This window comes from Jiella flava, from assembly GCF_017349315.1.
Lineage (GTDB): Bacteria > Pseudomonadota > Alphaproteobacteria > Rhizobiales > Rhizobiaceae > Jiella > Jiella flava.
In genome coordinates this window covers 79983-105212 of sequence record NZ_JAFMPP010000007.1, presented here as the reverse complement: position 1 = coordinate 105212, position 25230 = coordinate 79983, and the positions used below count along the sequence as shown (strand labels likewise).

Here is a 25230-nt window from a genome sequence, read left to right as displayed (position 1 = left end):
TGTTGCATCGCACCGCACCCCATCCCATTCGCGCCTTTGGTTCGACGGTTCTTTTCCGCGGCTTTGATCTGGCCGGCAGTTGCGGGGCTCGATCCATCACGATCAATGATCGCCGCTATCATCAGAAACCGGGCTGAAGTGCCGTGCCGGTTCTGTTATCGCCGGCACAGATAAATTTTGCATCGAAGAGTTGTTGGATGCCGCTTGGTTCCGGCGAAAGCCGTCAGGGTCTCACCTACACGCTCGGCGCCTTCGCCATCTGGGGGCTGGTCCTGCCGATCTTCATGAAGCTGCTGGCCCATGTCTCACCGGTCGAGGTGGTCGTTCACCGGATTATCTGGGCGCTGCCCTTCGCCGTCGCGCTGCTGCTTTGGCAAGGCTCGCTCAGCCATGCCCTGTCGCATTTCAGGAACGCCCGCACGGTGGCTTTGGCGGCGTTGACGGCGACACTGATCTCGCTGAACTGGGGCACGTTCGTCTATGCCATTGGAGCTGGACGGGCGGTCGAGGCGGCGCTCGGCTATTATATCAATCCGCTGGTGAATGTGGCTTTGGCGGCGATCTTTCTCGGCGAGCGGCCGACCCGGCTGCAGAGCGTTGCCATCACGCTGGCGGTGATCGGTGTCGGGGTGATGACGGCAAAGGCCGGCGGCCTGCCGTGGATTTCGCTGGTGCTGGCCTTGACCTTTGGAACCTATGGGCTGTTGCGCAAGATGGTGCCGGTCGGGGCGAGCGAAGGATTTTTTCTCGAAGTTGCGCTGCTTTCGATCCCCTCGCTGATCGCCATCCTGTTCTTCGTGCCGGACGTGCACTTTTTGTCGAACGGCCTGGAGACGACGCTGCTTCTCGTCGCCGGGCCGCTGACGGCGATCCCGCTGATCCTTTATGCAGCGGGGGCCCGATTGCTGGATTATACGACCGTCGGCATTCTGCAGTATCTGGTTCCGACGCTGCTGGCGGTCACGGCCGTTTTCCTCTTCGGCGAGCCGTTCAACCACTGGCAGTTCGTCGCCTTCGCCTTTATCTGGACGGCGCTCGGGATCTACACGTGGTCGCTGCTGAATGGGCAGCGCCGGCGGCGGCGGGCGCCGGGCATCGCGTCAGTTGAGGCCGTCGAAGCGCCGCCGCGCTGATCAGCCGCCGTCCGACCAGCGGGTGCGATAAAGATCGAGCCGGCGATCGCGGAAATTGCGCACCGAGCCTTCGTAGCGCGCCCACAAGAGGGTTGAGAGATTGAGATCGGCGACGGCGACCATCTCGACATTTTCAGAGGCTTCCGCCGCGATGCCGTCGCGGGCGAAGGGGAAGTCGCACGGGGTGAAGATGCCCGACTGGGCGTATTCGATGTCGAGATTGTCGACATTGGCGAGATTGCCGGTCATCCCCGAGGTCACGACATAGCACTGGTTCTCGATCGCCCGCGCCTGGCAGCAATAGCGCACTCTGAGATAGCCGTGGCGGGTGTCGGTGTTGAAGGGGACGAACAGGATGCGGGCGCCTTGGTCGCACAGCCGCCGGGCGATCTCCGGAAACTCGGAATCGTAGCAGATCATGATGCCGACCGGGCCGCAGTCGGTCTCGATAACGTCGATCGGATCGCCGCCCTGGATGTGCCAATACTGCCGCTCGTTTGGCGTTGGGTGGATCTTTTCGCGGGGATGGACTGAGCCGTCGCGCAGGAACGCATAGCCGACATTCTGGATTTCGCCGTCGTCGGTGCGGGTGGCGTGGCTGCCGCCAATGATGTTGATGTTGCGGCGGAGCGCCATATCGCTGAGCCGTTCGACGAATTCCGGCGTGTGCTCGGTGAGCCTTGCGATCGCGGCCTCGGGCTTCAGCTCTTCCGGCTCGCAGGACAGCAGCATCAGCGTGAACAATTCGGGGAAGACGACGAAGTCGCCATCATATTCTGAGGCGACCTCGACGAAATATTCGACCGCGTCGTAGAAGTCCTGCGGCGCAGCGATCTTGCGCGCCTCCATCTGCACGGTGACGATGCGCACCATGTCCGGGTTCGAGCGATTGACCGGTTGCTTGCTCTGCTCGGGATCGTAATAGGGATTGCGCCAAACCATCAGCACGCCGTTTCCGCCGGAGGCGGTGTCGAGCGGATAATAGTTCTTCAGCAGGAACGCCGGTTCGAAGCCGGCGCGCAAATGAAATGTCGCCACCGGATCGGTGAGCTCGTTCTTGCGAACGGCTTCGATATAGGCCTCGGGCGTTTTGTATTTCTTGGCGTTGCGCTTGTAGCCCGGCAACCGGCCGCCAAAGGCGATGCCCTTCAATGCCATGTCGGTGCATAAGCGCCGCCGCGCGTCGTAAAGACGCTTGCCGATCCGCAACCGGCGGCGATCCGGATCGACGCAAACCTCGATGCCGTAGAGCCAATCCCCCTTGCGGTCATGCATCGCCGCATAGCCGCCGCCGGTGACCTCGGCCCAGCTATGCTGCTTCATCACCTTCGCCTCGGGCAGGATCATCGTCGCCGCATAGCCGACGATCTCGTCTTCAAAGACCACCACGAATTGGCCTTCGGGAAAGGCCGAAAGCTGTCCCATGATCATGCCGCGGGTATAGGGCGCCTCGTCCTTGAAGACTTTCGCCGACAGGGCAATGATCGCCGCGACGTCCTTGGTGGTCGCGGTGCGGACTTCGATCTTCGGGGTCGAGTGCTTCTCGGCCATGGGCAGATACATTCCTTCGATATCGGATCGGATCGTGACAAAGCGGGTGGGCGGGGCGCGACAGATGCGTGGACGTGGCTTATCGGCGGGCCCGTCGATGCACGCAGATAGGTTTTCCGGTGCAAGGCGCAAGCCGCTTCACGGCCGCGGACCACCCAAGGGCGGCGGCGCGTTAATGTTCCCGCGCCGTGCGTTTGACAGGGTGCACACCGGACGCTCGATCGGATCGAGTCGACGCATCGTGCTTTGCCGAAAATCGATCCGATTTTCGGGCCGATGCTGCTGCCAAGCGACAAATGGAGTGACTCCCCGCTTCTCGGGCGTGGTTTCGTGGTCGCACACGGTCAAGATGTGGATTTCGGAGGTCGTCCACGACAGCGTCGGCGTTGCTGGGGCGCCGACGGAGGCGATCGGCGATGATCAAGCAACGCGCGGGCTGGAAGGCCAAAGCGCTGCTGGCCAGGCATCGACGCTGCCGCCGTCAGCCGCAATCAGCCGACGGTTTCGAGCAGTGTCTGTGCGGTCGGCTCGTCGGTGACGATATGGGTGACGTAACCCGCGGTCATCGCACCGAAAACCCCGGCAACGCGCGCCTCGCCGGCGGCGACGAGGAAGCCGACATCGAGATCGGCGAGACGCTCCGGCGTGACGCCGATCATACGCTCGTCGAGTGGGCCTTTGACGTGGCGGCCGCGCCCGTCGATGAAGCGCCCGCACAGAACACCGACGGCGCCATGAGCGGCGTACCATTCGACGTCCTCGGGCGTGGCGATGCCGCTTTTGACGATATGGCTCGCCGTACCCATCGTGCCGATGGCGAAGACAGCCTTGCGCATCGTCGCCAGGAGGGCAAAGTGCTCCTGGATGACTGGCTCGCTTCGCAGCGTCTCCGCGGCCTCGGCCGTCGACAAGGCGGCGGGGGCATAGAGATTGACGACCTTGCCGGAAAGCTTCAGCGCGACGTTGGTCGAGCAGCTTTCGGAGGTGAAGATGTAGGGGCAGTGCATCGAGCCCAGCATCTGCACGACGGTGAGGTCGGCAATCGTGCGCGGGATCATCTGCTGCGCCATCAGTTCGAGGGTTTCGCCCCAGGAGACGCCGACGACGTCGCCCGGGTCGAGCACGTCGGGGAAATAGCGGCCGGCGGCGAGGGCGACTGACGCCAGAGAGGCGTTCGGTCCCGGAACGACTAAGGCGGAGGCGAGGCCGAACTTGGCCCGCAGTGATTGCGACAACTGATGACGCTCGAATGCCAAGGGGTTGACCCTGAGTTCGATGTGGCCTTGCTCTCGGGCTTGTTGAAGATAATTCACAACCGTCGCGCGCGAAACGGCCAGTTCATCGGCGATTTCGCTCTGGTTTTTTTCTTCGACGTAGTAGAGCCAAGCTGCTTCTAGAACGTTGTCTTCTATGGGCCGACCACGAGCCCGGCGAACCGAATCGCCATTGACGGGCATGTTGCCTCAATTCAACTTTGGTTATGCGACAATTCTATCCATTCATCACGTCACCGGAGGCGGCGCAAGTCGATTTTGAGACCGCATTCTACGACTTAAGTTGATGCGACGGATTGTCGCGGTGGAGGGCGGCGCATAGTCGCGATCGGCGGCGGCATCCAGGCGTGTGAGCGGCCGCTGTCGTCGTGTCCGGCGGTCTTTTTCGAAGCCCTCGGCGCCACGGATCGGCGAGCGCCGGCGATGGTGACTGCCTGTCACACCGCCAGATACTGCATGCGTAACTCTTTGTCGGCGATGATGTCTTGCGCCGAGCCGTCGAACACCACTTCGCCCATGTCGAGGATGATCGCCCGGTCGGCGAGATGCAGGGCCGCAATGGCGTTCTGCTCGACCAGGATGGTGGTGATGCCGATCTGCTTGATCTCTCCGAGGATGGTCTCGATCTCCTTCACGATGACCGGCGCGAGGCCTTCATAGGGCTCGTCGAGAAGCAGAAGCTTGACCTCACGGGCCAGCGCCCGGGCCACCGCCAGCATCTGTTGCTCCCCGCCGGACATCGTCGTGCCCTCCTGATTGCGGCGCTCGGCGAGGCGTGGGAAACGCGCGTAGATCCGCTCGATGTCCCAGCCGACAGGCGGCTCGATGCGGGCGAGCTTGAGATTTTCCTCGACGGTGAGACCGGGGATGATCCGGCGATCTTCGGGGACAAGCTGCACGCCGACTCGCGCCGCCTCGAAGGACTGCTTCTTGTGCAGCGCCTCGCCGTCGAGCCAGATCTCGCCGCTCCTCAGCTCCGGCGTACCGGTTCGCGCGATGGTCCTGAGCGTCGAGGTCTTGCCGGCGCCGTTGCGGCCAAGCAGCGCCAGGATTTCGCCGTGGCGGATATCGAAGGAGACGCCTTGGACGATATAGCTTTCGCCGTAATAGGCGTGCATGTCGCGAGCTGAGAAGAACGGGCGTTCGGACGATGCGGGCGTCGCGTTGCGGGCTGACGGTCTGGGTTCGCGGGTCTCGCTCATAGATGGGCTCCCCCGAGATAGGCTTCCTGGACTGTCTCGCTCGCCTTGATCTCCTCGGGCGAGCCTTCGGCGATCACCGTGCCCTGGGCCATGACGGAGACCTTTTCGGCCAGCGAAAAGACGACATGCATATCGTGCTCGATGATCACCTTGGTGATGCCGCGCTCGGCGATCTTTTTCAAAAGGTCGACGGTGTTGTTGGTGTCGGCGCGCGACATTCCGGCGGTCGGCTCGTCGAGCAGCAGCAGCTTGGGGTGCTGGACGAGGCACATCGCCAATTCGAGCCGCCTCTTGTCGCCGCGCGACATGGAATTGACGATGTGATCGCGCTGATCCCAGAGATTGAGATCATCGAGAATGTGCTCGGCTTCCTCGCGCACCGCGCCGCGCTCGCGGGCCCTTTGCCAGGCATTGACGCGGAAGGCGCCGTCATGCTTGGCGAAGGCCGGGATCATGACGTTTTCCATGACGGTCAATTCGCCGAAAATCTCCGGGGTCTGGAACACCCGGGCGATTCCCGCCTGGTTGATCGCATGCGGCTTGTGGCCGAGCAGCGAGCCGCCGTCGAAGGTGACCGTGCCCTGGTCGGGGATGATGCGGCCGACGAGGCAGTTGAGCAGGGTCGACTTGCCGGCGCCGTTCGGCCCGATGATCGCGTGGATGCTGCCCTTTTTGACGTTGAGATTGACGTCGTCGAGGGCGCGAAGGCCGCCGAAGCGCTTGCCGACGCCGCTGATCGAAAGAATGTCGGTGGTCATGGGGCAGCAATCCTCAATGGCCGGCTTTCGAAGCGGCGCCGTCATCCGACGGCTTGTCGCGTCGGACCCTGCGGGCGATCCGCCCGACGCCTTCCATGATGCCGCCGGGCAGGAAAATCACCACGATCATGAACATCAGGCCGAGGGTGAGCTGCCAGCCTTCGCCGACGAAGGGGGCAACGATAGCCACCACGATGTCCTGAACGGCGGTCGGCAGGAAGTCGAAGGCGCGATGGAGCAAACCTTCGTTGAAGGAGGAGAAGATCTGTTCGAGATATTTGATCACCGCCGCGCCGATTACCGGGCCGAGCAATGTGCCGACGCCGCCGAGAATGGTCATCAGCACCACCTCGCCGGAGGCGGTCCACTGCATGCGCTCGGCGCCGGCGAGCGGATCGGTCACCGCGAGGAGGCCGCCGGCGAGCCCCGCATACATGCCGGAGATGACGAAGGCGGTGAGCAGATAGGGCCGGGTCGAAAAGCCGGTGAAGCTCATCCGCGTCTGGTTCGCCTTGATGGCAAAGAGCATCAGCCCGAAGGTCGAGTTCTTGATCCGCATGGTGATGAAGAAGGCGAGGATGAGCAGAACGGCGCAGAAATAAAAGCCGGCCCAGCCTTGCAATTGAACGCCGAAGATGTCCGGTACGGTCATGCTTGTGCCGCCGAATAGCTGATCGAGGATGCGCGGATCGGAGCGGTTCACCTGCAGGCCTGTCTCGCCGTTGGTGATCGGGGTGAGCACCGAATAGGCGAGATTGTAGGACATCTGCGCGAAGGCGAGCGTCAGGATCGAGAAGTAGATCCCTGAGCGCCTCAGGCTGACGAAGCCGATCAGCAGCGCGAAAACGCCGGAAACGAGGACTGCGAAGATGAGGGCCGGAAAGGCGTTCATCGACAACAGTTTGAACATCCAGACCGCAGCATAGGAGCCGACACCGAGAAAGGCGGCGTGACCGAAAGACAGATAGCCCGAGAAGCCGAAGAGGATGTTGAAGCCGAGGGCGAAGATGCCGAAGATGGCGAATTTCTGCAGAATATCCGGGTAGCCGGCGCCGATCGGCGCCAGCCAGATCGGCATGGTCAGGATGGCGGCGGCGAAAACCGCGAGCAGCAGGTAGTCGCCACCGCTCGATCGCATGAAGCCGCGCAGGCCGCTGCCCGTCGGTTCGGTGCGTTCGGCCGGGCTTTTGCCCATGCCCTTCTCCGGTCGGTTGCCGGAGGTCATCACGCTTTGGCTCATCGGTCAGGCCTCCATCACGCCCTTGCGGCCCAGCAGGCCACGCGGGCGAACGAGGAGAACCACCACGGCGACGAGGTAGATGATGATCTGGTCGATGCCCGGAACGATCGCCTTGACCTCGGTCATCGAGGCGAAGGATTGCAGGATGCCGAGCAGAAAGCCGGCGAGCACCGCGCCGCCGAGCGAGCCCATCCCGCCGACCACCACGACGACGAAGGACAGCACCAGAAAATCCATGCCGAGATGGTAGTTCGGGGCGAGGATCGGTGTGTACATGACACCGGCGAGCCCTGCGACGACGGCGGCGATGCCGAAGACAATGGTGAACTTGCGCGAGATGTTGATGCCGAGCAGGCCGACGGTCTCGCGGTCGGCCATGCCGGCGCGCACCACCATGCCGAAGGTCGTCAGTTGCAGGAACGCGAAGACGGCAGCGATCACCACCAGCGAGAACAGGAAATAGACGATGCGCCACAGCGGATAGGAAATCCCCGTCAAACCCAACCAATGGCCGAGATCGACGCTGCCGGTGAGGGCAGAGGGAGCGGTGAGCGGGATCGGATTGGCTCCGAAGAAATACTTGACGATCTCCTGCAGAACGATGGCGAGACCGAAGGTCACGAGGATCTGTTCGGCATGGCTGCGCTTGTAGAAGAAGCGGATCAGCCCACGCTCCATGGCAAGGCCGACGATCAGCATGACGGGAATGGCCAGGATGATCGACAAGGGCACGGCCCAGTCGACGATCGCCTGGCCGGCGTCGCCGTACCAGATCGTCAGATAGGGCACCTCCTTATAGGCCTCGAAAAAGGTCACGCTTGGGTCGCGGACCCGCTCCGACAGCGTCAGGACCCGCTCGAAGGTGACCGCGCAGAAGGCGCCGAGCATGAACAGTGCGCCATGGGCGAAATTCACCACGCCGAGTGTGCCGAAGATCAATGTCAGGCCGAGGGCGATCAGCGCATAGGCGCCGCCCTTGTCGAGGCCGTTGAGAATCTGGAGAATGATTGCGTCCATGGAAGGTGCCGTCGCGCTCCTGCCGCATCTTCTGTCACACGCCGGCGGACGGCATCGCTGTCGTCCGCCGGCGCCGGATCGGATGGACTGCGGCTTAGAGCGGAATGCGATAAACTGGAATCGCCATTCCGCTCTAAGCCATTGTTTTGCCGCATGATGTGACCCGAAAAGTCATGCAACTTTTCGGCACCATGCTCTAGGCCGCGCAACCCTTGACCTCGGACGGGCCGAGCTCACCACCGAAGATTGATGGATCGTAGGTCACGGTTTCCCGCGGGACGATCTTGACCACTTCGAGAAGGTCGAACTGGTTGGCAGGCTTCTCCTTGCCCCGCACGACCAGAACGTCTTTGAAGCACTGGTGGTCGGCGGCGCGATAAAGCGTCGGTCCGTTGCCGAGGCCGTCGAACTCGAAGCCTTCCAATGCCTTGATCACCTCCGGCGGATAGAAGGTGCCCGCCATCTCCACCGCATTGGCATAGAGCAGTGTCTGGGCGTAGCAGGTCTGAGCGGCCTGCGACGGCGGCCGGCCATAGGCCTCGCCGAACGACTTGGCGAGGGTCTTCGTGGCCTCGTTGTCGAGTTTCCAGTCCCAGTTGGCGGTCCCAAGAATACCCTTGATCGCGTCGCCGGCGCCTTCCGCCATGAGCTCGGAGATCAGCGGCACGACGATCTCGAACTGCTTGCCGTTCACCGTCTTGTTCTTCATGTCGAACTGGTTGACGGCCTGGCGCAGCGAGTTGACCATGTCGCCGCCATAGTGGTTGAGGATCAGGACATCGGCACCGGAATTCAGGACCGGCGTCAGATATTGCGAGAAGTCGCCCGCGCCGAGCGGCGTGCGAACGGTCTGGACGGTTTTCCAGCCCTCCTTCTCCGTTGCGTTCTTCATCGACTCTTCCTGGGTCCAGCCCCAGGTGTAGTCGGCGGTCAGGTGATAGGCCTTGCGGTCCTTGCCATACTGCTCGGCGAGCACCGGTCCGAGTGCGACGCCCGACATGTAGGCGTTGAAGAAGTGCCGAAAGCCGTAACGCCGCTTGTCCTTGCCGGTGGTGTCGTTGGAGTGGGTAAGACCGGTCATGAAGATCACGCCCATGTCCTGGCACAGAGACTGAACCGCCACGGCAACGCCGGACGACGAGCCGCCGGAGATCATGACCACCTTGTCGGCCTCGATCATCCGTTTGGCCGAGGCGCGGGCGGCGTCCGATTTCGTCTGGGTGTCGCCGGTGACAAAGGTCACCTTCTTGCCCAAAATGCCGTTGCCCTTGAGGCTGGACGGCTTGAGCGTCTTCAACAGGCCGCCGTCGCCCTCGCCGTTGAGGTGCTGGACCGCCAGCTTGAAGGCGCGCAGCTCGTCGGCGCCCTCATCGGCATAGGGACCCGATTGCGGCACGTTGAAGCCGAGAACGACGTTGCTGCCGGTCGGCGAATTGCAGAACACTTTGTCCTGCGACCAGGCATTGCGCACGAAGACATGCGGTATCGCCAGACCAGCCCCGAGCGCGGCACTGGTCTGCAAAATCCTGCGACGGCTCCAAGCCGAAGTGTCGATAGGCATTCTTCTCCTCCCGAGTTGAAAACCTTGGCACGCCCGCCTTGACCCGTTTCCTCCCGAGATCAAGGCGTCGTTACATTCCATCTATCGTCTACGACCCTTTGGCGCCAAGCTATAATACTTTGGGATGAATCGCTTCGCATCAGTTTTTATTGATGACAATGAATGCGCCGCGAAATGATCATTTTGCGGCGCAGCACAATTTGATTTGTCTACTGGCGCCCGGTGCGTCTGATCGGACGCACTGGGCGCACTATTACCGATTCTACGCATCGTGCGTTCCGAAAATCGATCCCGATTTTTAGGCCGATGCTGTTGTATCCGGGACCGTTCTGCTGCGGTCTATCGTAAACGGTGCTGCATCACTTTCCGTCGAAGCAGTCTTCGAGGCTGACGGCGATGTTTCGGACAAGTTGCGGATAAAGATCCGGTCCGTCCTTCAACGCCGCGCCAAGCGGATCCATGACGCCGATCGAAACGTTCGTGCCCCGCGTCACCGTTTCGACGAGGCGTGGGGGAAATTCCGGTTCGGTGAAAACGCAGGCGGCGCCAAGGCTTTGCAGCTTGGCACGGATTTCCCGCAGCCTTGCGGCACCGGGCGCTTTTTCCGGGCTGATGGTGATTGATCCGACCGCTGGGATGTCGAAGCGGTGCTCGAAATATTGATAGGCGTCGTGGAAGACGATGAACGGCTTGCGGGTCTTGACGCTGAGCAGCTGTCGAACGTCCGCTCCGAGAGCTACGAGCCGCTGTACATACGCGTCGGCATTCTTGTGGTAGATTACGGCGTGATCCGGATCGACCTTGGCAAGTGTCGCTGCGATTGTCTGGGTCATTGCGGCGGCATTTTGCGGATCGAGCCAGACATGCTTGTCATAGGGGTTGTCGCCATGGGCCTCGTCAGCGTCCTTGGCTCCTCCGGCGTGTTGTTCAACCTCGGCCTCAAACATCCCACCGGAACGGTTTCGCAGCTTTTGAACGTTTGGAGCATCCCAAAGCTCGACAACATCGGCTTTGCTTCCGAGCGATGAGATCGGCTTGATCAGGAAATTCTCAAATTCGGGACCGATCCAGAACACTGCGGCAGCCTGGGACAGAGCCGTGGCGTCCGACGGCTTCAAGGCTGCCGTGTGCGGCGAGGCGGCGCCCTTGACGATCAGATAAGGCTTGGCAACGCCTTGCATGACAGCTGCGACCAGCGAATTGACCGGCTTGATCGATGTCACCACGACCGGGGTATCAGCTGCAGCCGCAGGGAACACGAGGCCGGTGAAGGCGGCCACGAACACGCTCAGGGCGGCGAGGCGATTGCGCGTCGAACGGGCCAGCCGGCGACGGCCGGACAGGGCGGGGCGGGCGCCGGTCTGGCGCGGATTGTGGCAGGGACGATAAGGCACGCGGGGTGTCTCCAAAGTGATGTAATGTTATTACATTAATTGCGTTATGCTATAACGTATGCGATAGCAAGCGCGAAAAGTGCGGTTCTTGAAGGTGTCAGGATTCATGCAGTCTGGATTGTCCAACTCTTTGATCGCAATGGAAAATATGGGAGTGCAGCGGGGCGGGCGCTGGTTGGTGCGCGACGTCGACCTAACGATCGGGGCGGGCGAGATCGTCACCTTGATCGGGCCGAACGGCTCCGGCAAGTCGACCACCGCGAAGACCGCCATCGGCATCGTGGAAGCGAGCGCCGGCACGGTGCGGCGCGCCCACGACCTCGTTGTCGGCTACGTTCCGCAGAAGCTTGCGGTCGATCGATCGCTGCCGCTGACGGTCGCGCGGCTGATGCGGCTGACGACCCGCACCAGCACCGTTGCGATGCGACAGGCGCTGGAGCGCGTCGGCATTCCACATCTGGAAAAAGCTGAGATTCATGGGCTTTCCGGCGGCGAGTTCCAACGGGCGCTGTTGGCCCGGGCGATGCTGCGCAAACCAAACCTTTTGGTGCTCGATGAGCCTGTGCAGGGGGTGGACTTCGCCGGTGAGATCGCGCTTTACGAATTGATTTCCGAGCTGCGCGATCAAGATGGCTGCGCGGTGCTTTTGATCTCCCACGATCTGCATGTCGTGATGGCGAAGACCGACCGGGTGCTCTGTCTCAACGGCCATGTCTGCTGCGAGGGCAGCCCGCGTTCGGTGGCGGCCTCGCCCGCCTATCGCCAGCTATTCGGCGACCGCGCTGCCGATGCTCTGGCGATCTACCGCCATAAGCACGACCACACCCATCTGCCCGATGGGCAGGTGGTCGCGGCCAATGACGCACCAGGCGAGGGGGGCGGCTGCAGCTGCACGGAATCTGATTTTGATCATCACGATTTGCATCCCGTGGCCCAGCGGGGCGCGGCGGAGGCTACGGCAACGAAGGAGACTGACAATGTTTGACGACTTCTTCATGCGGGCAATCTTGGCCGGTATCGGCATCGCCCTCATTGCCGGGCCGCTCGGCTGTTTCGTCATTTGGCGGCGGATGGCCTATTTGGGCGACACCATGGCCCATTCGGCGCTGCTCGGCATCGCTCTGTCGCTGGCCTTCGGGTGGTCGACATTGATCTCTGTGTTCATGATCTCCGGCCTGGTGTCGCTGGCACTGGTCATGCTGCAGCGCAGGAACGGGCTGTCGACCGACGCGCTGCTCGGCATCCTGTCCCATGCGACGCTGGCGATCGGCCTGGTCTCGCTGGCCTTTATGCCGAATGTGCGCGTCGATCTGCTCGGCTATCTGTTCGGTGACATTCTCGCGGTTTCGACGACCGATCTCGCGGTGATCTGGGGCGGCGTGATGGTGGTGGCGTTGGTGCTGGCGTTGTTGTGGCGCCCACTGCTGGCCGGCACGGTTAATGCCGAGCTTGCCGCCGCCGAAGGCGAGCGGCCGGAGCGGGCGCGCCTTGCCTTTATGGTGCTGATGGCCTTCGTGATCGCCATCGCGATGAAGATCGTTGGCATCCTGTTGATCACCGCGATGCTGATCATCCCGGCGGCGACCGCGCGGCGCTTCGCCACCTCGCCGGAGATCATGGCGCTTTTGGCGGCGTTGTTCGGCGCGGCCGCCTCGACCGGCGGGCTGTATCTCTCGCTGGGATTCGACACGCCGTCCGGGCCGTCGATCGTCGTTGCCGCGCTGGGCCTGTTCCTGATCGCGCTGTTGCCGTTGCCGCAGCTTGGCCGCGGGCGAGGGCAGGCAGAGGCGCCCGCCGCCGCCGGGGCGACGATTGCGGAGTTGGAGCAATGAGCGGGCGGCGGGCGCTGACCCGCAATCAGGCGCTGGTGCTGGAGGTGCTCACAAGGGCGGACGAGCCGCTCAGCGCCTATGCCATTCTCGACCGGCTGCGGGACGAGGGCCTGCGCGCGCCGCTGCAGGTCTACCGGGCCTTGGACAAGCTGCTCGAGACCGGCGAGGTTCATCGGCTCGACAGCCTCAAGGCCTTCGTCGCCTGCAGCCATCCGCACGACCATCCCTGCACCGGGCTGGTGGCCTTTGCGATCTGCGAGAGCTGCGCGCGGGTGTTCGAGTTTTCCGATTCGGCGATCGAGGCGCGCTTTGCCGCTTGGGCGGTGGAAAAGGCGTTCTTGACCAAGAGCACGACGCTGGAAATCTCCGGCATCTGCGCGGCGTGCCGAAGCAGCGCAGACGGCTCAAATCCAAGTGATTGAGCGGCATTTGACGGTTTTGGGTCGACGCGGTGAGGAATTTGCCGAAATCCACCGGCCATGCTTGCGGAGCTGTCAAGCTCCCGTTATATACCGCGCCGCGGGTCACGGAGTGTAGCGCAGTCTGGTAGCGCACCTCGTTCGGGACGAGGGGGTCGCAGGTTCGAATCCTGCCACTCCGACCAGCATTTCCAAAGGCTTTCGGCAAACCAAGGTTGGTCGCGGCGACAGTCGCGGTGACAGGTTTAGCATCTGTTGATGGCGAGGTCCTCGTCTTCAGCCTCGCTTTGTCGTTGTCGATCACGCGGATCCCGACCGCAGGCGGATCGCGGCGCGCGATTTCCGATCCCGGCATTTGCTGGACCGCCTTGATGGTGAACCGCTCGGGCTGTGAGAACCACGCCTTGCCGATGGACTCGTCAAGGGTGAGGCCCTTGAAAGGTTCTTGAGCCCGCGAGCGATGTCGCCGGCGTCGACATCGATAGTGTGTTGGTGATCGACGGGCTTTGACAAGCCGCATCGCCGGCAGTTCAGGCGTGTCGGGCGAAAAACCGATGTCCATTCCCAGCCGCAATGCGACAAACCATTGACAGGCGCCGTGTCCCATTCGTATATCGCCGCGTCGCCACCAAGCGGCCCGGCGGCGGAGTAGCTCAGTTGGTTAGAGCAGCGGAATCATAATCCGCGTGTCGGGGGTTCGAGTCCCTCCTCCGCTACCAATTTCCTGTTTGCCGACATGCGCGAACGGTTGAGAAAGTCCCTGGTTTGCCGACGGGACGGTCGGTCGAACACTTTTAGGATCCATGACGTCAATTCTCGCCGCACGCCGCAGTCCCGTCGCGCCGAAGAACGGAGCCTTGGCAGCCTTGGCGCCGCATGAACTCGTCGCGCCGGTCTTGCGGGCCGTTTTGGCCGATGCGGGGCTTGAGGCGACTGATGTCGGCGAGGTGGTTCTGTCGAATGCGCTCGGGCCGGGGGGCAATGTGGCGCGGGTGGCCGCGCTGGCGGCTGGGCTGCCGGAGCGCGTGGCGGGGCTGACCATCGACCGGCAGTGCGCCGGCGGCCTCGATGCGGTGCTGCTCGCCGATGCGATGATCCGGGCAGGCATGCACGATGTCGTCATCGCCGGCGGCGTCGAGAGCTGTTCGCGCCGGCCACTGCGCTATCGCACGAACGGTGACGGCCGAGCCCCGGAATTTTACGATCAGGCGCCGTTCACGCCCTGGCCGGAACGCGATCCGAAAATGGTCACCGCAGCGGCTCGCTTGGCCGAGACGCTTCAGATTTCGCGCGATGCGCAGGATGCGTGGGCGATCGCGAGCCATCGCGCTGCCACGGCGGCAGGACCGTGCCGCCGGATCGTCGCGCTTGGGGATTGCGATCGCGATCCTTTCACCCGAGCCTTGGCGCCAAAGGTGGCCGCACGGGCACCGGTGATCGAGGGCAGCATCACCGCCGCCAATATGGCGGTCGCGGCCGATGGTGCCGGCTTGCTCGTTGTCGTGTCGGACCGCTTCGCTGCGGGGCGCGGCGCCCAAATTATCGGGGGGCGAACGCTCGGTGCCGACGCCGAACGCCCAGGCCTTGCGCCACTGCCGGCGATCCGCGCGGTGCTGCAGGAGGCCGCGGTCAGGACGGACGATCTCGCCGTCGCCGCCATCATGGAAGCCTTTGCCGTTCAGGCGATCGGCTGCCAGCAGGGGGCGGAGCTGCCGCGCGAAATCGTCAATCCCTTCGGCGGCGCGCTGGCGCGGGGGCATCCGATTGGCGCCTCGGGGGCGATCCTCGCGGTGGATCTGATCGCGGCATTGGACCGGCGCCCTGGGATCGGGCTCGCCGCCATTGCCGCGGCGGGGGGCATTGGCTCGGCGCTGCTCCTTGCAAGCGGTACAAGGGCCTTCGCATTCGCGAGGCACTGACGATCGGGGGGGGTCGCTTTTCAGCCTGCGCGATGCTTAAGGATGGGAGCGGCAGGGCGGTCCTTTGGTCAGATCACGGCGGGACGGTGCCGTCTCCCGTTGCACCGCCCGGCGCGGTGCCCATGACAGTGAACCAAGGCCCGATGGCAAGCGTCCCGACGAAAACGCAAGACCGGTTTCGCATTCATCCCAAGGCCCGCATTGATCTTGGCCGTCTCGGCCCGTTCGAGCGTGTGGCGGGGGATTTCGCTGATGGTCCCGAAGGGGGCCTCGTTGAGATTGCAGGTCGGCCGATCGTGCAGGCTGTGTCGCAGCTTCTCGCCGCGATCGAGGCTGGGCGGCCGTTTTGCGTTTGCCGTGAACCTGGGCGCGGTCATCCGGTGAGCCTGGAGCATCACCGGGGGCGTCAGGCGATCGCGCTTCGGCGCCCGTTCCTGGAATGCGAAACCGGCGGCACCACGGGCGTGGCCAAGCGAATCCGCCGCAGCCAGGCCTCCTGGATTGCCAGTTTTGAGGTCAATCGTCGCCTGTGGCCGCTGGGGTCGGCCGACACGGTCGCGGTGTTCGGCACCCTGCAGCATTCGCTGCCGCTCTACGCGATCGTCGAGGCATTGTGGCTCGGCGCCGGTCTGCGGCTGCTCGGGGATCAACGGCCGGACCGTCAGGCCGAGGCCTTTGGCGACGGGACGCCGACGCTCGTCTATGCCAGCCCCACCCATCTGCGGCAACTGGCGCTCGCCGTTCCGACCGGGGCGCTGTCGCCGGGTGTCAAGCGCCTGGTGATCGGGGGCGGATTTTTGGACGAGGGCGCGCGCACGGCGGCGCGGCGGCTGTTCCCGCAAGCCGAGATCGCAGCGTTTTACGGCGCGGCCGAAACCAGCTTCATGACTCTTTGCGATCGCGCCTGTCCTGTGGGATCCGTCGGCAAGCCCTATCCGGGCTGCGAAATCCGGATCGAGACTGCGACCGGCGGTAAGGCGCGCGTCGGCGACATCGGCACGGTCTGGGTGGCGAGCCCGTATCTCTTTGACGATTATGCCGTCGGTGCGAGCGCGGCGACGCGCTGGGAGGGGCGTTGGCTGACCGTCGGCGAGCTAGGTTGGTTTGACGAGGCCGGCAATCTTTCCCTCGCGGGCCGTGCCGATCGGGCGTTCAATGTTGCCGACAGCGTTGTCCATCCCGAAGCGCTGGAGGCGCTTTTGCTCGCACAGCCCGGCATTGTCGAGGCGGCGGTGATGGACATGCCCGACGCCCGCCGTGGCCGCATTCCGGTCGGCTTTGTCGCCGGTCAGCTTGACGACGGGGCCATCGCGGCAGCGAAGGCTGCCTGTCAGGCCGTTTTCGGGTCGGGCGCAGCCCCGAGGCGAATCGTCATCGTCGAGATTTGGCCGCGCCTCGCTTCCGGCAAGACCGATTACGACGCGCTTCGGACGCTAGCATCTGCGGCCGCAAGCGGGTCGGCGTATCAAGAGGATGAGGGGGTTGCGCCGGCATGCCGCGACACGGCGAAAATTCCGCCTTCACGCCGCTGAAATTCTGTGCAGCATGATCGAATGATAATGTTCTGAGGCATCGGACCGGCGATGAGGCATGGCAGTCTCGGCGTGCCGTCAGGAGGCGGGCGAATGCGTTTTGATACGGCTGACCGCACGAGCCGCGGCGACGCCCGTTCCGCCCCGGCGGTGCGTCGAACACGGCCCGCGCTGCGTGTCCTCGGGACCTCCGTCACCCAGATCGAGCCGATCAAGGCGGCCTCGAAGAAGGCGCTCGGCGTCGCGCTCGACTTCATCACCCTCGATGGCACCGCCGCCCAGCGGCGCTGCGCGCTCGAGCCCGGCAGTTTCGACGTCTATGATCAGTGGTTTCACGATGTCGACCTGATCTGGCCGACCGGTTCGATCCAGCCGATCGATCTGACCCGCATTATCCGCTGGGACGAAATCAACGACTTGCCGAAAAAAGGTCGGCTGACGCCGGGATCTGCCCGTGCTCCGGGCGGTGACCCATCGCTGCGTCTGTTCGTCCAAGCCGATGGGTCGCTTGGCGAAGCGCCTTCGCAGCGGGTGTCGCTGGTTCCGACCGTCCACAATGCCGATGGATTTGCCGTTGCGGGCGCCGAGGCTGGCGTGGTGACCAGCTGGGGCGCGTTGCTCGATCCGCGCTGGGCCGGCAAAGTCGTGCTGCAGTCCGATGCCGCGATCGGCAGCCTCGACCTTCTGCTGGCCTTGGTGGCGCGCGGCGAATTCAGCCCCGGGGCGATCGACGATCTGTCGTTGGAGGAAATCGACGCGCTCACGGCGCTGATCGGCGTTTATCGCAGCCGCGGACATTTTCGGCAGTTTTGGGCCGATGAGGCGGAAGCGCTGGATGCGATATGCGAGGGAAATCCGACGATCGGATCGCTCTGGTGGTCGGGGCTGACCAATTTGCGGGCTCGGGGCCAAACAGTGTCGATGGTTATCCCGGGTGAAGGCTGCCGCGGCTGGTTCGGCGGCCTCGGCCTGTCGGCCGATCTCAATGACTGGCAGCGCGACGCGGCCTATGATTATTTGAACTGGTGGCTGGAGGGCGAGGCGGGGGCGCTGATGGCGCGCAATGGCGCCTATATGTCGAATCCAGCTGCGGTGAAACCCTATCTGACGCCGGCCGAATGGGCCTTTTGGTACGAGGGGCGTCCGGCCGAGGAGCCGATTTGCGACGCCTTCGGGCGCCACATCTATGCGGTCGGCGAAAGGCGCGAAGGGGGCAGCTACGCCGAGCGGATGGAGAGGATCGTCGTCTGGGACACGGTGATGACCGAGCACAATTATTTCGTCCGCAAATGGGAGGCCGCGCTCGGCCATTGAAGCGACGGCGGCACGTTGCCGACGGTCCCCCGCCGATGATCAGGCGGATTGTTTCAGGTAGCGCGGCAAATCCGGCATCGGAAACACCGAAATGGCCATCAGCCGCTTGCAGGTGCGCTCGGCCGATAGGTGGAGATGCTCGTCGAGTGCGGCCGCTGCGGCGCTCCAGGCCCGGCGGATCAGGAACTCATAGACGATCGCGTGCTCGCGCAAGGCCAGTTCGAACGGGCGCGAGCCGACCGCTTTGGCAAAGACCCGGTTGACCACCAGCGCCATCTGACTCTGGCCGATCATTCGCAACAAATGCGGATTGGGTGAGCGCGACAACAGCCGCACATGCAGATCGTGCTCGATTTCCGCCAGGCGATCGGGCGCAAGGCTGTGCGGCGTCGTCAACGCCGTCTGGAGCCGTTGGCGCATCGCGTCGATGGCGTCCATCGAGGTCAGCGGGGCGCTGTCGGTGAGGGCGAGTGGCTCCAGCTTCCGGCGCACGGCGAAATAATGGTTGATGTCGCGCGCCGTTAGCGGCCCGATCATCCAGTGTGAGCGGAGATCCTTGCGCACCAGCCCGCGATCCTGAAAGCGCGACAAGAGCTCGCGCACCACCGTGCGGCTGACGGCAAAGTGCTCGGCGGCGGCCTGCTCGTTGATCCGCCAGGAGCCGAAGGGCAGGGCCTGCGCCAGCGTGTCCTCGAAATCCCGGGCGATGAGGTGGGCGGCGACGGGGTGGGGCTTGGCTGGCTCGCCGTCGCCGATGCCGAGCATTGCCGGCGTCAGCGGGACGCGGGCCGGTTCGCCGCCCTGAACGACAAAGCCACGGCCCTCGAACCGCGCGAGGCTGCCTTTCGCCATCAGGTCGTTGAGCGCGGTGCGCACCGGCGTCCGGCTGGTGCCGAAGAGATCGGCGATGGGGCCTTCGGTGAGCACTGTGCCGGCAGGCAGAGCGCCGGAGGCGATGGCGCGCGACAAGGCTCGCTCGATCGTCACATAGCGCGGTTCCGGCCTCTGGCTGATCAAATTCCTGGTGTCCATTCAAACAACATTGCACCGCGCCATCCGCCCGCTCGGGCCTTCAAAGCGCGGCTCCAAATCATTGATTTCACGTCAAATATACAATGCGCATGACGTCTGACGTTCGGGGCGAGGCTGTAGCGGTTTCGCCCGCCAACATCAAATGCCAGCAAATTTTACACCAAGAAACGCATTGCGTGAACCAAAGTGCATTTTCGAATGGTGAATTTCTAGACAAAACGCTGAAAAAGCCGTCATTTTAAAAAATGTATGACAATTTCGCCTTTTTATATTGACTCTTGTGAACCAAAGTCAGAGCCTTTGACCCGTCGCAGCCAATCGGCCGTGGAAAGGACGGGTACCCGGATGATGGAGATCGACGGCCTCGCCAAAGCCTTCGATGGCGTGCCGGCTCTCGTCGATGTCGCGCTCAGCGTGCGGAATGATGAATATCTGACGCTGCTCGGGCCGTCCGGCTCCGGAAAGTCGACCTTGTTGCGGCTGATCGCCGGGCTCGAACAGGCAGACGCCGGAAAGATCCGTCTCGACGGCGCCGATCTCACCCATGCCCCGGCCCATCTGCGCGGCCTCGGCTTCGTTCAGCAGAAATACGCGCTGTTTCCCACCATGAGCGTTGCCGACAACATCGCCTTTGGTCTGCGCCATCGCCGCCTCGCGCCGGTAAGCGATGCGGCCGAGGTCGCGCGGCGGGTCGCCCGGATGATCGATCTGGTCGGTCTGGCCGGTCTCGAAGGCCGGCAGATCGGGCAGCTATCCGGCGGCCAGAAGCAACGGGTTTCGCTCGCCCGGACCCTCGTCACCGAGCCGAAGATCTGCCTGCTCGACGAGCCGCTCGGAGCGCTCGACGCCAATTTGCGCGAGCGCATGACCGTCGAGCTGCGGCGTATCCGCGAGGCCCTGGGCGTGACGTTCCTCCATGTGACCGGCAACGAGGCCGAGGCCCTGGCGATGGGCGATCGCATGGTCGTTCTCGATGCCGGCCGGGTGCTTCAGGTGGATTCGCCGGCGACGGTCTATAGCGCGCCGGCAACTGTGCGGGTCGCCCGCTTCGTCAACGCCTACAATCTTCTGTCCGGCAAAAGCTCGGGGGGGCGTTTCCGCCGCGGCGCGCACGATCTGCCGCTGCCGCCGGGCGTTGGTGATGCGGCGCATTACGCGTTGCGCTATGACGCCGTCGCCATCGACGAACCGGCGGCCGCGCTCGACGATGACCGGGCATCGTTGCCGGCGACCTTCATTGCCAGCGAGTTCCTCGGCAGCCGGGTGGTCTATCTCTTTCGCCTGCCCGACGGCGCCGTGATGGAGGTCGAGCGTCATCTCAGCCGCTTCGATCCGATCGTGCTGCGGCCTGACGAGCCGCGCCGCCTCAGTTGGGCCATCTGCGACGTTCTCGCTTTCGACGCGGCCGGCACGCTGATTTCCAACGATCGCCTGGGCAGGGCTGCGTGATGACCGCGACCAACACCGACATCGTCTATGTGGCCGGTCAGAGCGCTCCGGCCAAGCCGAGCTTCCTGGCACGCAACCGGCACTATGTCCTGCTGTTGCCGGGCGTTTTGTGGATGCTCGTCTTTCTCGTCATGCCGCTCTTGATGATGCTCTATGTCAGCTTCTGGACGCAGACGACCTTTGCCATCCACTCGACGCTGACCTTGAAGTCGTGGGTGACCTTCTTCAGCTCCGACACCTATGTCGAGGCTTTGATGCGCACATTGCGGATCTGGTTGATCGTGCTTGGGCTGACCTTCGCGATCGGTTATCCGACGGCGCTGTTCATCGGTCAGTTCGTCCGCGACAAGACGGTCCAGACGATCCTGCTCGTCGCCTGCGTCATTCCGTTCTGGACCTCGTTCCTGATCCGTGTTCTCGCCTGGCGGCCGATGCTCGGCCGCGAGGGCGCGATCAACATCGTCCTGATGAAGTTCGGGGTGATCTCCCATCCGATTTCGCAGCTGCTCTTCACCGAGCTGTCGGTGATCATCGGCATGGTGCAGATCTATGTGGTCTTCATGGTCGGGCCGATCGCCTTCATGCTGGCGCGGATCGACGACAGCCTGATCGAGGCGGCCCGCGATCTCGGCGCCTCGCCGATGACCATCTTTCGCCGCATCATCTTTCCGTTGAGCCTGCCGGGGGTCACCGTCGGCGCGATCTTTGTCTCAGTCATGGTGCTTGGCGAATTTGCCACCTCGGCCGCCCTGTCGGGGCGCAAGGTCAATCTGCTCGGCAACATTATCGTCACCCAGGTCGGCTCGCTGAAATGGGCCTTCGCCGCCGTTGCCGGCGTGGTGCTGACGGTGGTGATGGCGGCCGTGATCGCCGGCCTTCTCAGGCTGGTCGATCTGCGGCGGGAATTGTGAGGAGCCCGTCATGCATCAGTTGAAGGGCCTTCGCCTCGTTCTCGCCGCCTATACGGCGCTGTTCATCGCGTTTCTCTACGGCCCTTTCGTCATCATGGCGATCCTCTCCTTCCAGCAGGGGCCGGAGGGCGGGCCGCAATTTCCGATCATCGCGTGGTCGCTGTTCTGGTACAAGCATGTGCTTGGCATCGCGCCGCCGTCGCGGGTCGCGCCGCTGCCGATTGGCGAGGCGCTGACGCGCTCGCTGATCCTCGCCTTCGCTACCATGGTGGTCTCGACGATCCTCGGAACATTGACCGCGCAGGCGTTCCGCCGCCGGTTCAAGGGCTCGAGCTTCGTCTTCTACCTGATCATTCTCGGCATGATGGTGCCGGGCGTCCTGCTCGGCCTCGGCATGGCGCTCGTCGCCGAACAGGCGGGCATTCCGCGCACCTGGTGGGGCACCGCCTTTGTCCTCCATGTCGTCTATACCTATCCGTTCTGTTTCCTGGTGATGCTGGCGATCTTCAACCGCTTCGACGCCTCCGTCGAAGAAGCGTCTTGGTCCCTGGGCGTGACGCCGGCGACGACCTTTCGCAAGATCACCTTCCCGATGATCTTTCCGGGCGTCCTCTCGGCGATGCTATTTGCCTTCACGCTGAGCTATGACGAGTTTCCGCGCACGCTGTTCACCGCCGGCTCGCAGGTGACGATCCCGATCGCGATCTACGGCACCTTCGCCGTCGAAATTCACCCGAACCTCTTCGCCTTTGGTGTCCTGACGACGCTGTTCTCCTTTGCGCTGCTGACGATCTACGGCGTCCTCATGGCGCTGTCGGTGCGCCGCGCTGCGGCCAGATCCATCGGCCTCCAGGAGGAGATCGCGTGATGGCCCGGCTTTCCAGACATCGGGCCGTGGTCACCGGCGCGGGCGCCGGCATCGGCAAGGCGATCGCCTTGCGGCTGGCCGAAGAGGGCGCTCGGGTCGTGGTCAACGATCTCGATCCAGCGGCCGCTAATATGACGCTCGAGGCGATCCGCGCGAGCGGCGGCGAGGCGCTGGCGGCGCCCGGCGACGTTGCCGATGCCGATGCAGTCGACCGCATGTTCGGGGTCTGCGAGGAGGCCTGGGGCTCGGCGAGCCTCGTCGTCAACAATGCCGGCATCGTGCAGCAGGTGCCGCTGAAGGATCTTGCGGTCGACGATTTCGACAGGATGATCGCCGTTCATCTGCGCGGCTGCTTTCTCGGCTGCCGGCGGGCGATCAATCCGATGCTGGAGGCCGGCGCGGGTGTGATCGTCAATGTCGCCTCGCAGCTCGGCCAGATCGGCGGCGTCGAACTCACCCATTACAGCGCCGCCAAGGCCGGCATCATCGGCCTGACCAAGGCCTTGGCCCGCGAAGTCAGCGCCGCGGGCGTCAGGGTCAATGCGGTTGCGCCGGGGCCGATCGCCACGGAGCTGGTGATGCGGCTGTCACCGGACTGGCGCGCGGCCAAGGCGAAAGAGCTGCCGCTTGGCCGTTTCGGCGAGCCCGAGGACGTTGCCGCGACCGTCGCCTTCCTCGCGTCGGACGAAGCGAAAATCTATGTCGGCCAGACGCTTGGGCCGAATTCCGGCGACGTGATGCTATGAGAGGAGCGCGGCCATGCAGACGGTCTTGATCACCGGAGCTGGCATCGGCATTGGCCGGGCGACGGCGTTCGCCTTCGCCAAGGCCGGCTACCGCGTCCTCGTCACCGATATCCTCGAAGAGGACGGCGAAGCGGTCGTGCGGCAGATCACCGAGAATGGCGGCACCGCCGTCTTCCATCTGCTCGACGTTCGCGACACCGCTGCGACCGATGCGCTGATCGCCGGGGTCGAGGAAGCTTACGGACCGTTGGACGTGCTGGTCTGCAATGCCGGCATCGCCCACAAGGTGCCGCTCGGCGAGCTGACCGACGCAAAGTGGGACCAGACCTTCGACATCGACCTCAAGGGCATGATGCGGATCGTGCGGGCCGCCGCGCCGAAGATGCGCGCGGCGCAGCGCGGCGCGATCGTCTGCCTCTCCTCGATCATGGGCGTTGCCTACGGCTGGGATGAGCACGTGCATTATTCCGCCGCCAAGGCCGGTGTCGTCGGCCTGGTCCGGGGCCTCGCCGTCGAACTGGCCGCTGACGGTATCCGGGTCAACGGCGTCGCGCCGGGTTACGTGCGCACCGCGCAGGCGCTCTCCAAGGACCATTCCCTCGGCCCGGAAGGGCTCGAGGCGGCCGCAGGCTTCATCCCGATGCGCCGGGTCGGCGAACCCGATGATATTGCCGACGTCATCCTGTTCCTTGCGTCCAGCGGTGCCCGGTACCTGACCGGTCAGGTCGTTACCGTGGACGGCGGATTGTTGGTCGGCCGCTACTGAAGCGCGTCGCGGAAATGTCTCGAAGGCAACCAGGAGGCTGGACATGAGTAGATTTTATACCAATCGTCGCCGGTTCATGGCAGGGGCCGGCATGCTGGCCGGATCCGCCGCTTTGATGCGGCCGCAACAGCTCTTCGCCGCGGATCTGTCCAGCGAACAGCTGCGCACCGTCGGCCTGTCGGTCACGGTGCAGGAGCGCATCCTGAACGACTTCAAGAAAAAGTCGGGCGTGGGTTCAGTGTCGGGCAAGGCCGACATCTTTCCCAACACTCAGACCGAACTTCTTTCGGGCTCCACCGCCTACGATTGCTGGGAGACGATCGGCGAGCGTCTGCCGGCGATGACCGAGACCAAGACGATCGTTCCGATCGCCACGGCCGATATTCCCAACTGGGCGGGCATCCGACCGATCTTCACCACGACCGATCCGAAGCTCGCGCCCAAGGCGCAGATTTCCGGCCAGATCTGGGCCGACGACGCCAAGACCGAGCTGTGGATGGTGCCGACCGTCTTCAACTTCGATTCCGTCGGCTATCGGCCGGACCTCGTCAGCGCCGAAGAGGCCAACACCTGGACGGCGATTTTCGACGACAAGTTCAAGGGCAAAACCGGCCTCAATGTCGATCCGCTGATCGCCTTCGGTGAAGCCATCCTGGCGATGAACTCGCTCGGCCTGCTCGACGTGAAGAACCCCGGCAATCCCAGCACCAAGGATATCGACGAAGCCACCAAATTCCTTGTCTCCAAGAAAAAGGGCGGCCAGTTCCGCGCGCTATGGGGAGACTTCGGCGAGCTCGTCAATCTACTCTCCTCCGGGGAAATGATCATCGCCGACGCCTGGCAGCCGGCGGTGATGGCGGTGAAGGCGCAGGGCACGAAATGCAGCTACGCTGTGCCGAAGGAAGGCTATCGCGCCTGGTCGATCGGTATTGCGCTGCTGGCCAATTCGTCCAATGCCGACGCCGTGAAGGCCTACGCCAATTACTGGCTGTCCGGCTCGCCGGGCATCACCGTGTCGGAGCAGGGCTACTACTCGCCGACGACCAACATCGAGAAGGTGATGGCGCCGGAGAAATACGCCTTCTGGTACGAGGGCAAGCCCTGGGCTGGAAAGCCCGAGCGCGGCATTAATCCTGGCGACCTGCGCGACGGCGGCAGTCTTGAAGAGCGTGCCTCGAAGGTCGCCTACTGGCACCAGTGGCCGGACGAATACGACCATCTGATCCAGCGCTGGGACGAGTTCCTCAACGCCTGAGCGGCGCGAGCCGATGCCGAGCGCGGGCGAGGTCCGTGCTCGGCGTAATTCCTGCGA

Annotated in this window: 22 protein-coding genes and 2 tRNA genes; 15 read left to right on the top strand and 9 right to left on the bottom strand. The window is 63.7% G+C overall.

Annotation, left to right across the window (positions count from 1 at the left end; translation table 11 throughout):
- Positions 1 to 197: 197 nt before the first annotated feature.
- Entirely contained in the window at positions 198 to 1133 is a 936-nt protein-coding gene (rarD, locus tag J1C48_RS09980; protein WP_207257693.1) for an EamA family transporter RarD, read from the top strand.
- Here rarD and J1C48_RS09975 read toward each other — a convergent pair whose 3' ends face one another.
- The 8 genes from J1C48_RS09975 to J1C48_RS09940 form a co-directional block, all read right to left on the bottom strand.
- Positions 1134 to 2684 (bottom strand): bifunctional GNAT family N-acetyltransferase/carbon-nitrogen hydrolase family protein, encoded by a 1551-nt coding sequence (locus tag J1C48_RS09975; protein WP_207257692.1) that lies wholly within the window; start codon positions 2682 to 2684, stop codon positions 1134 to 1136.
- Positions 2685 to 3175: 491 nt separating this feature from the next.
- Positions 3176 to 3940, bottom strand: a complete 765-nt coding sequence (locus J1C48_RS09970) for a sugar-binding transcriptional regulator (RefSeq protein WP_231081682.1) — start codon at positions 3938 to 3940, stop codon at positions 3176 to 3178.
- Between the two features lie 455 nt (positions 3941 to 4395).
- Positions 4396 to 5160, bottom strand: coding sequence for an ABC transporter ATP-binding protein (locus J1C48_RS09965; RefSeq protein WP_207257690.1), 765 nt, complete (start codon positions 5158 to 5160; stop codon positions 4396 to 4398).
- Positions 5157 to 5918, bottom strand: coding sequence for an ABC transporter ATP-binding protein (locus J1C48_RS09960; protein WP_207257689.1), 762 nt, complete (start codon positions 5916 to 5918; stop codon positions 5157 to 5159). The genes J1C48_RS09965 and J1C48_RS09960 overlap by 4 nt, the downstream gene beginning before the upstream one ends.
- Positions 5919 to 5931: 13 nt before the next feature.
- A complete protein-coding gene (locus J1C48_RS09955) occupies positions 5932 to 7056 on the bottom strand; it encodes an ABC transporter permease subunit (RefSeq protein ID WP_207257786.1) in 1125 nt (374 codons plus the stop codon).
- A gap of 105 nt (positions 7057 to 7161) precedes the next feature.
- A complete protein-coding gene (locus tag J1C48_RS09950; protein ID WP_207257688.1) occupies positions 7162 to 8175 on the bottom strand; it encodes a branched-chain amino acid ABC transporter permease in 1014 nt (337 codons plus the stop codon).
- Between the two features lie 196 nt (positions 8176 to 8371).
- Positions 8372 to 9736, bottom strand: a complete 1365-nt coding sequence (locus J1C48_RS09945) for a substrate-binding protein (RefSeq protein ID WP_207257687.1) — start codon at positions 9734 to 9736, stop codon at positions 8372 to 8374.
- 359 nt (positions 9737 to 10095) lie between these two features.
- Complete coding sequence (locus J1C48_RS09940) at positions 10096 to 11061, bottom strand: zinc ABC transporter substrate-binding protein (RefSeq protein ID WP_207257785.1); 966 nt, start codon at positions 11059 to 11061, stop codon at positions 10096 to 10098.
- A gap of 175 nt (positions 11062 to 11236) precedes the next feature.
- Here J1C48_RS09940 and J1C48_RS09935 point away from each other — a divergent pair, with 175 nt between their 5' ends.
- From J1C48_RS09935 to J1C48_RS09900, 8 genes are all read left to right on the top strand, one after another.
- Positions 11237 to 12115, top strand: a complete 879-nt coding sequence (locus J1C48_RS09935) for an ATP-binding cassette domain-containing protein (protein WP_207257686.1) — start codon at positions 11237 to 11239, stop codon at positions 12113 to 12115.
- Positions 12108 to 12962, top strand: a complete 855-nt coding sequence (locus tag J1C48_RS09930) for an iron chelate uptake ABC transporter family permease subunit (protein WP_207257685.1) — start codon at positions 12108 to 12110, stop codon at positions 12960 to 12962. Before J1C48_RS09935 ends, J1C48_RS09930 begins: the two co-directional genes overlap by 8 nt.
- Complete coding sequence (locus J1C48_RS09925; RefSeq protein ID WP_207257684.1) at positions 12959 to 13384, top strand: Fur family transcriptional regulator; 426 nt, start codon at positions 12959 to 12961, stop codon at positions 13382 to 13384. Before J1C48_RS09930 ends, J1C48_RS09925 begins: the two co-directional genes overlap by 4 nt.
- 105 nt (positions 13385 to 13489) lie before the next feature.
- Positions 13490 to 13566, top strand: a tRNA-Pro gene (locus J1C48_RS09920).
- Positions 13567 to 14023: 457 nt separating this feature from the next.
- Positions 14024 to 14100, top strand: a tRNA-Met gene (locus J1C48_RS09915).
- A gap of 84 nt (positions 14101 to 14184) precedes the next feature.
- Positions 14185 to 15300 carry a thiolase family protein gene (locus J1C48_RS09910; protein WP_207257683.1) on the top strand — a complete coding sequence of 372 codons (1116 nt, stop codon included), beginning with the start codon at positions 14185 to 14187 and terminating at the stop codon, positions 15298 to 15300.
- A gap of 122 nt (positions 15301 to 15422) precedes the next feature.
- Positions 15423 to 16832: an AMP-binding protein gene (locus J1C48_RS09905; protein WP_207257682.1), complete on the top strand. Its 1410-nt coding sequence runs from the start codon at positions 15423 to 15425 to the stop codon at positions 16830 to 16832.
- Between the two features lie 93 nt (positions 16833 to 16925).
- Positions 16926 to 18146, top strand: a complete 1221-nt coding sequence (locus tag J1C48_RS09900) for an ABC transporter substrate-binding protein (RefSeq protein ID WP_207257681.1) — start codon at positions 16926 to 16928, stop codon at positions 18144 to 18146.
- A 39-nt stretch (positions 18147 to 18185) separates the two neighbouring features.
- On the opposite strand, the gene J1C48_RS09895 is transcribed toward J1C48_RS09900, so the two are convergent.
- Positions 18186 to 19178, bottom strand: a complete 993-nt coding sequence (locus J1C48_RS09895; protein WP_207257680.1) for a GntR family transcriptional regulator — start codon at positions 19176 to 19178, stop codon at positions 18186 to 18188.
- 345 nt (positions 19179 to 19523) lie between these two features.
- On the opposite strand from J1C48_RS09895, the gene J1C48_RS09890 reads away from it, so the two are divergent.
- The 6 genes from J1C48_RS09890 to J1C48_RS09865 are packed head-to-tail and all read left to right on the top strand — an operon-like array spanning position 19524 to position 25173.
- A complete protein-coding gene (locus tag J1C48_RS09890) occupies positions 19524 to 20627 on the top strand; it encodes an ABC transporter ATP-binding protein (RefSeq protein ID WP_207257679.1) in 1104 nt (367 codons plus the stop codon).
- Positions 20627 to 21538 carry an ABC transporter permease gene (locus J1C48_RS09885; RefSeq protein WP_207257678.1) on the top strand — a complete coding sequence of 304 codons (912 nt, stop codon included), beginning with the start codon at positions 20627 to 20629 and terminating at the stop codon, positions 21536 to 21538. Before J1C48_RS09890 ends, J1C48_RS09885 begins: the two co-directional genes overlap by 1 nt.
- Before the next feature lie 10 nt (positions 21539 to 21548).
- On the top strand, positions 21549 to 22406 hold the full coding sequence (locus J1C48_RS09880) for an ABC transporter permease (protein WP_207257677.1): 858 nt from the start codon (positions 21549 to 21551) through the stop codon (positions 22404 to 22406).
- On the top strand, positions 22406 to 23152 hold the full coding sequence (locus J1C48_RS09875) for an SDR family NAD(P)-dependent oxidoreductase (protein WP_207257676.1): 747 nt from the start codon (positions 22406 to 22408) through the stop codon (positions 23150 to 23152). Before J1C48_RS09880 ends, J1C48_RS09875 begins: the two co-directional genes overlap by 1 nt.
- A 13-nt stretch (positions 23153 to 23165) precedes the next feature.
- Positions 23166 to 23918, top strand: a complete 753-nt coding sequence (locus J1C48_RS09870; protein WP_207257675.1) for an SDR family NAD(P)-dependent oxidoreductase — start codon at positions 23166 to 23168, stop codon at positions 23916 to 23918.
- Positions 23919 to 23961: 43 nt separating this feature from the next.
- Entirely contained in the window at positions 23962 to 25173 is a 1212-nt protein-coding gene (locus tag J1C48_RS09865) for an ABC transporter substrate-binding protein (RefSeq protein WP_207257674.1), read from the top strand.
- Positions 25174 to 25230: the final 57 nt, after the last annotated feature.

Coding starts and splice junctions, on each gene's coding strand:
- rarD (WP_207257693.1), top strand. CDS start 198: ATGCCGCTTGGTTCCGGCGAAAGCCGTCAGGGTCTCACCTACACGCTC.
- J1C48_RS09975 (WP_207257692.1), bottom strand. CDS start 2,684: ATGGCCGAGAAGCACTCGACCCCGAAGATCGAAGTCCGCACCGCGACC.
- J1C48_RS09965 (WP_207257690.1), bottom strand. CDS start 5,160: ATGAGCGAGACCCGCGAACCCAGACCGTCAGCCCGCAACGCGACGCCC.
- J1C48_RS09960 (WP_207257689.1), bottom strand. CDS start 5,918: ATGACCACCGACATTCTTTCGATCAGCGGCGTCGGCAAGCGCTTCGGC.
- J1C48_RS09955 (WP_207257786.1), bottom strand. CDS start 7,056: ATGCGATCGAGCGGTGGCGACTACCTGCTGCTCGCGGTTTTCGCCGCC.
- J1C48_RS09950 (WP_207257688.1), bottom strand. CDS start 8,175: ATGGACGCAATCATTCTCCAGATTCTCAACGGCCTCGACAAGGGCGGC.
- J1C48_RS09945 (WP_207257687.1), bottom strand. CDS start 9,736: ATGCCTATCGACACTTCGGCTTGGAGCCGTCGCAGGATTTTGCAGACC.
- J1C48_RS09935 (WP_207257686.1), top strand. CDS start 11,237: ATGCAGTCTGGATTGTCCAACTCTTTGATCGCAATGGAAAATATGGGA.
- J1C48_RS09930 (WP_207257685.1), top strand. CDS start 12,108: ATGTTTGACGACTTCTTCATGCGGGCAATCTTGGCCGGTATCGGCATC.
- J1C48_RS09925 (WP_207257684.1), top strand. CDS start 12,959: ATGAGCGGGCGGCGGGCGCTGACCCGCAATCAGGCGCTGGTGCTGGAG.
- J1C48_RS09910 (WP_207257683.1), top strand. CDS start 14,185: ATGACGTCAATTCTCGCCGCACGCCGCAGTCCCGTCGCGCCGAAGAAC.
- J1C48_RS09905 (WP_207257682.1), top strand. CDS start 15,423: ATGACAGTGAACCAAGGCCCGATGGCAAGCGTCCCGACGAAAACGCAA.
- J1C48_RS09900 (WP_207257681.1), top strand. CDS start 16,926: ATGCGTTTTGATACGGCTGACCGCACGAGCCGCGGCGACGCCCGTTCC.
- J1C48_RS09895 (WP_207257680.1), bottom strand. CDS start 19,178: ATGGACACCAGGAATTTGATCAGCCAGAGGCCGGAACCGCGCTATGTG.
- J1C48_RS09890 (WP_207257679.1), top strand. CDS start 19,524: ATGATGGAGATCGACGGCCTCGCCAAAGCCTTCGATGGCGTGCCGGCT.
- J1C48_RS09885 (WP_207257678.1), top strand. CDS start 20,627: ATGACCGCGACCAACACCGACATCGTCTATGTGGCCGGTCAGAGCGCT.
- J1C48_RS09880 (WP_207257677.1), top strand. CDS start 21,549: ATGCATCAGTTGAAGGGCCTTCGCCTCGTTCTCGCCGCCTATACGGCG.
- J1C48_RS09875 (WP_207257676.1), top strand. CDS start 22,406: ATGGCCCGGCTTTCCAGACATCGGGCCGTGGTCACCGGCGCGGGCGCC.
- J1C48_RS09870 (WP_207257675.1), top strand. CDS start 23,166: ATGCAGACGGTCTTGATCACCGGAGCTGGCATCGGCATTGGCCGGGCG.
- J1C48_RS09865 (WP_207257674.1), top strand. CDS start 23,962: ATGAGTAGATTTTATACCAATCGTCGCCGGTTCATGGCAGGGGCCGGC.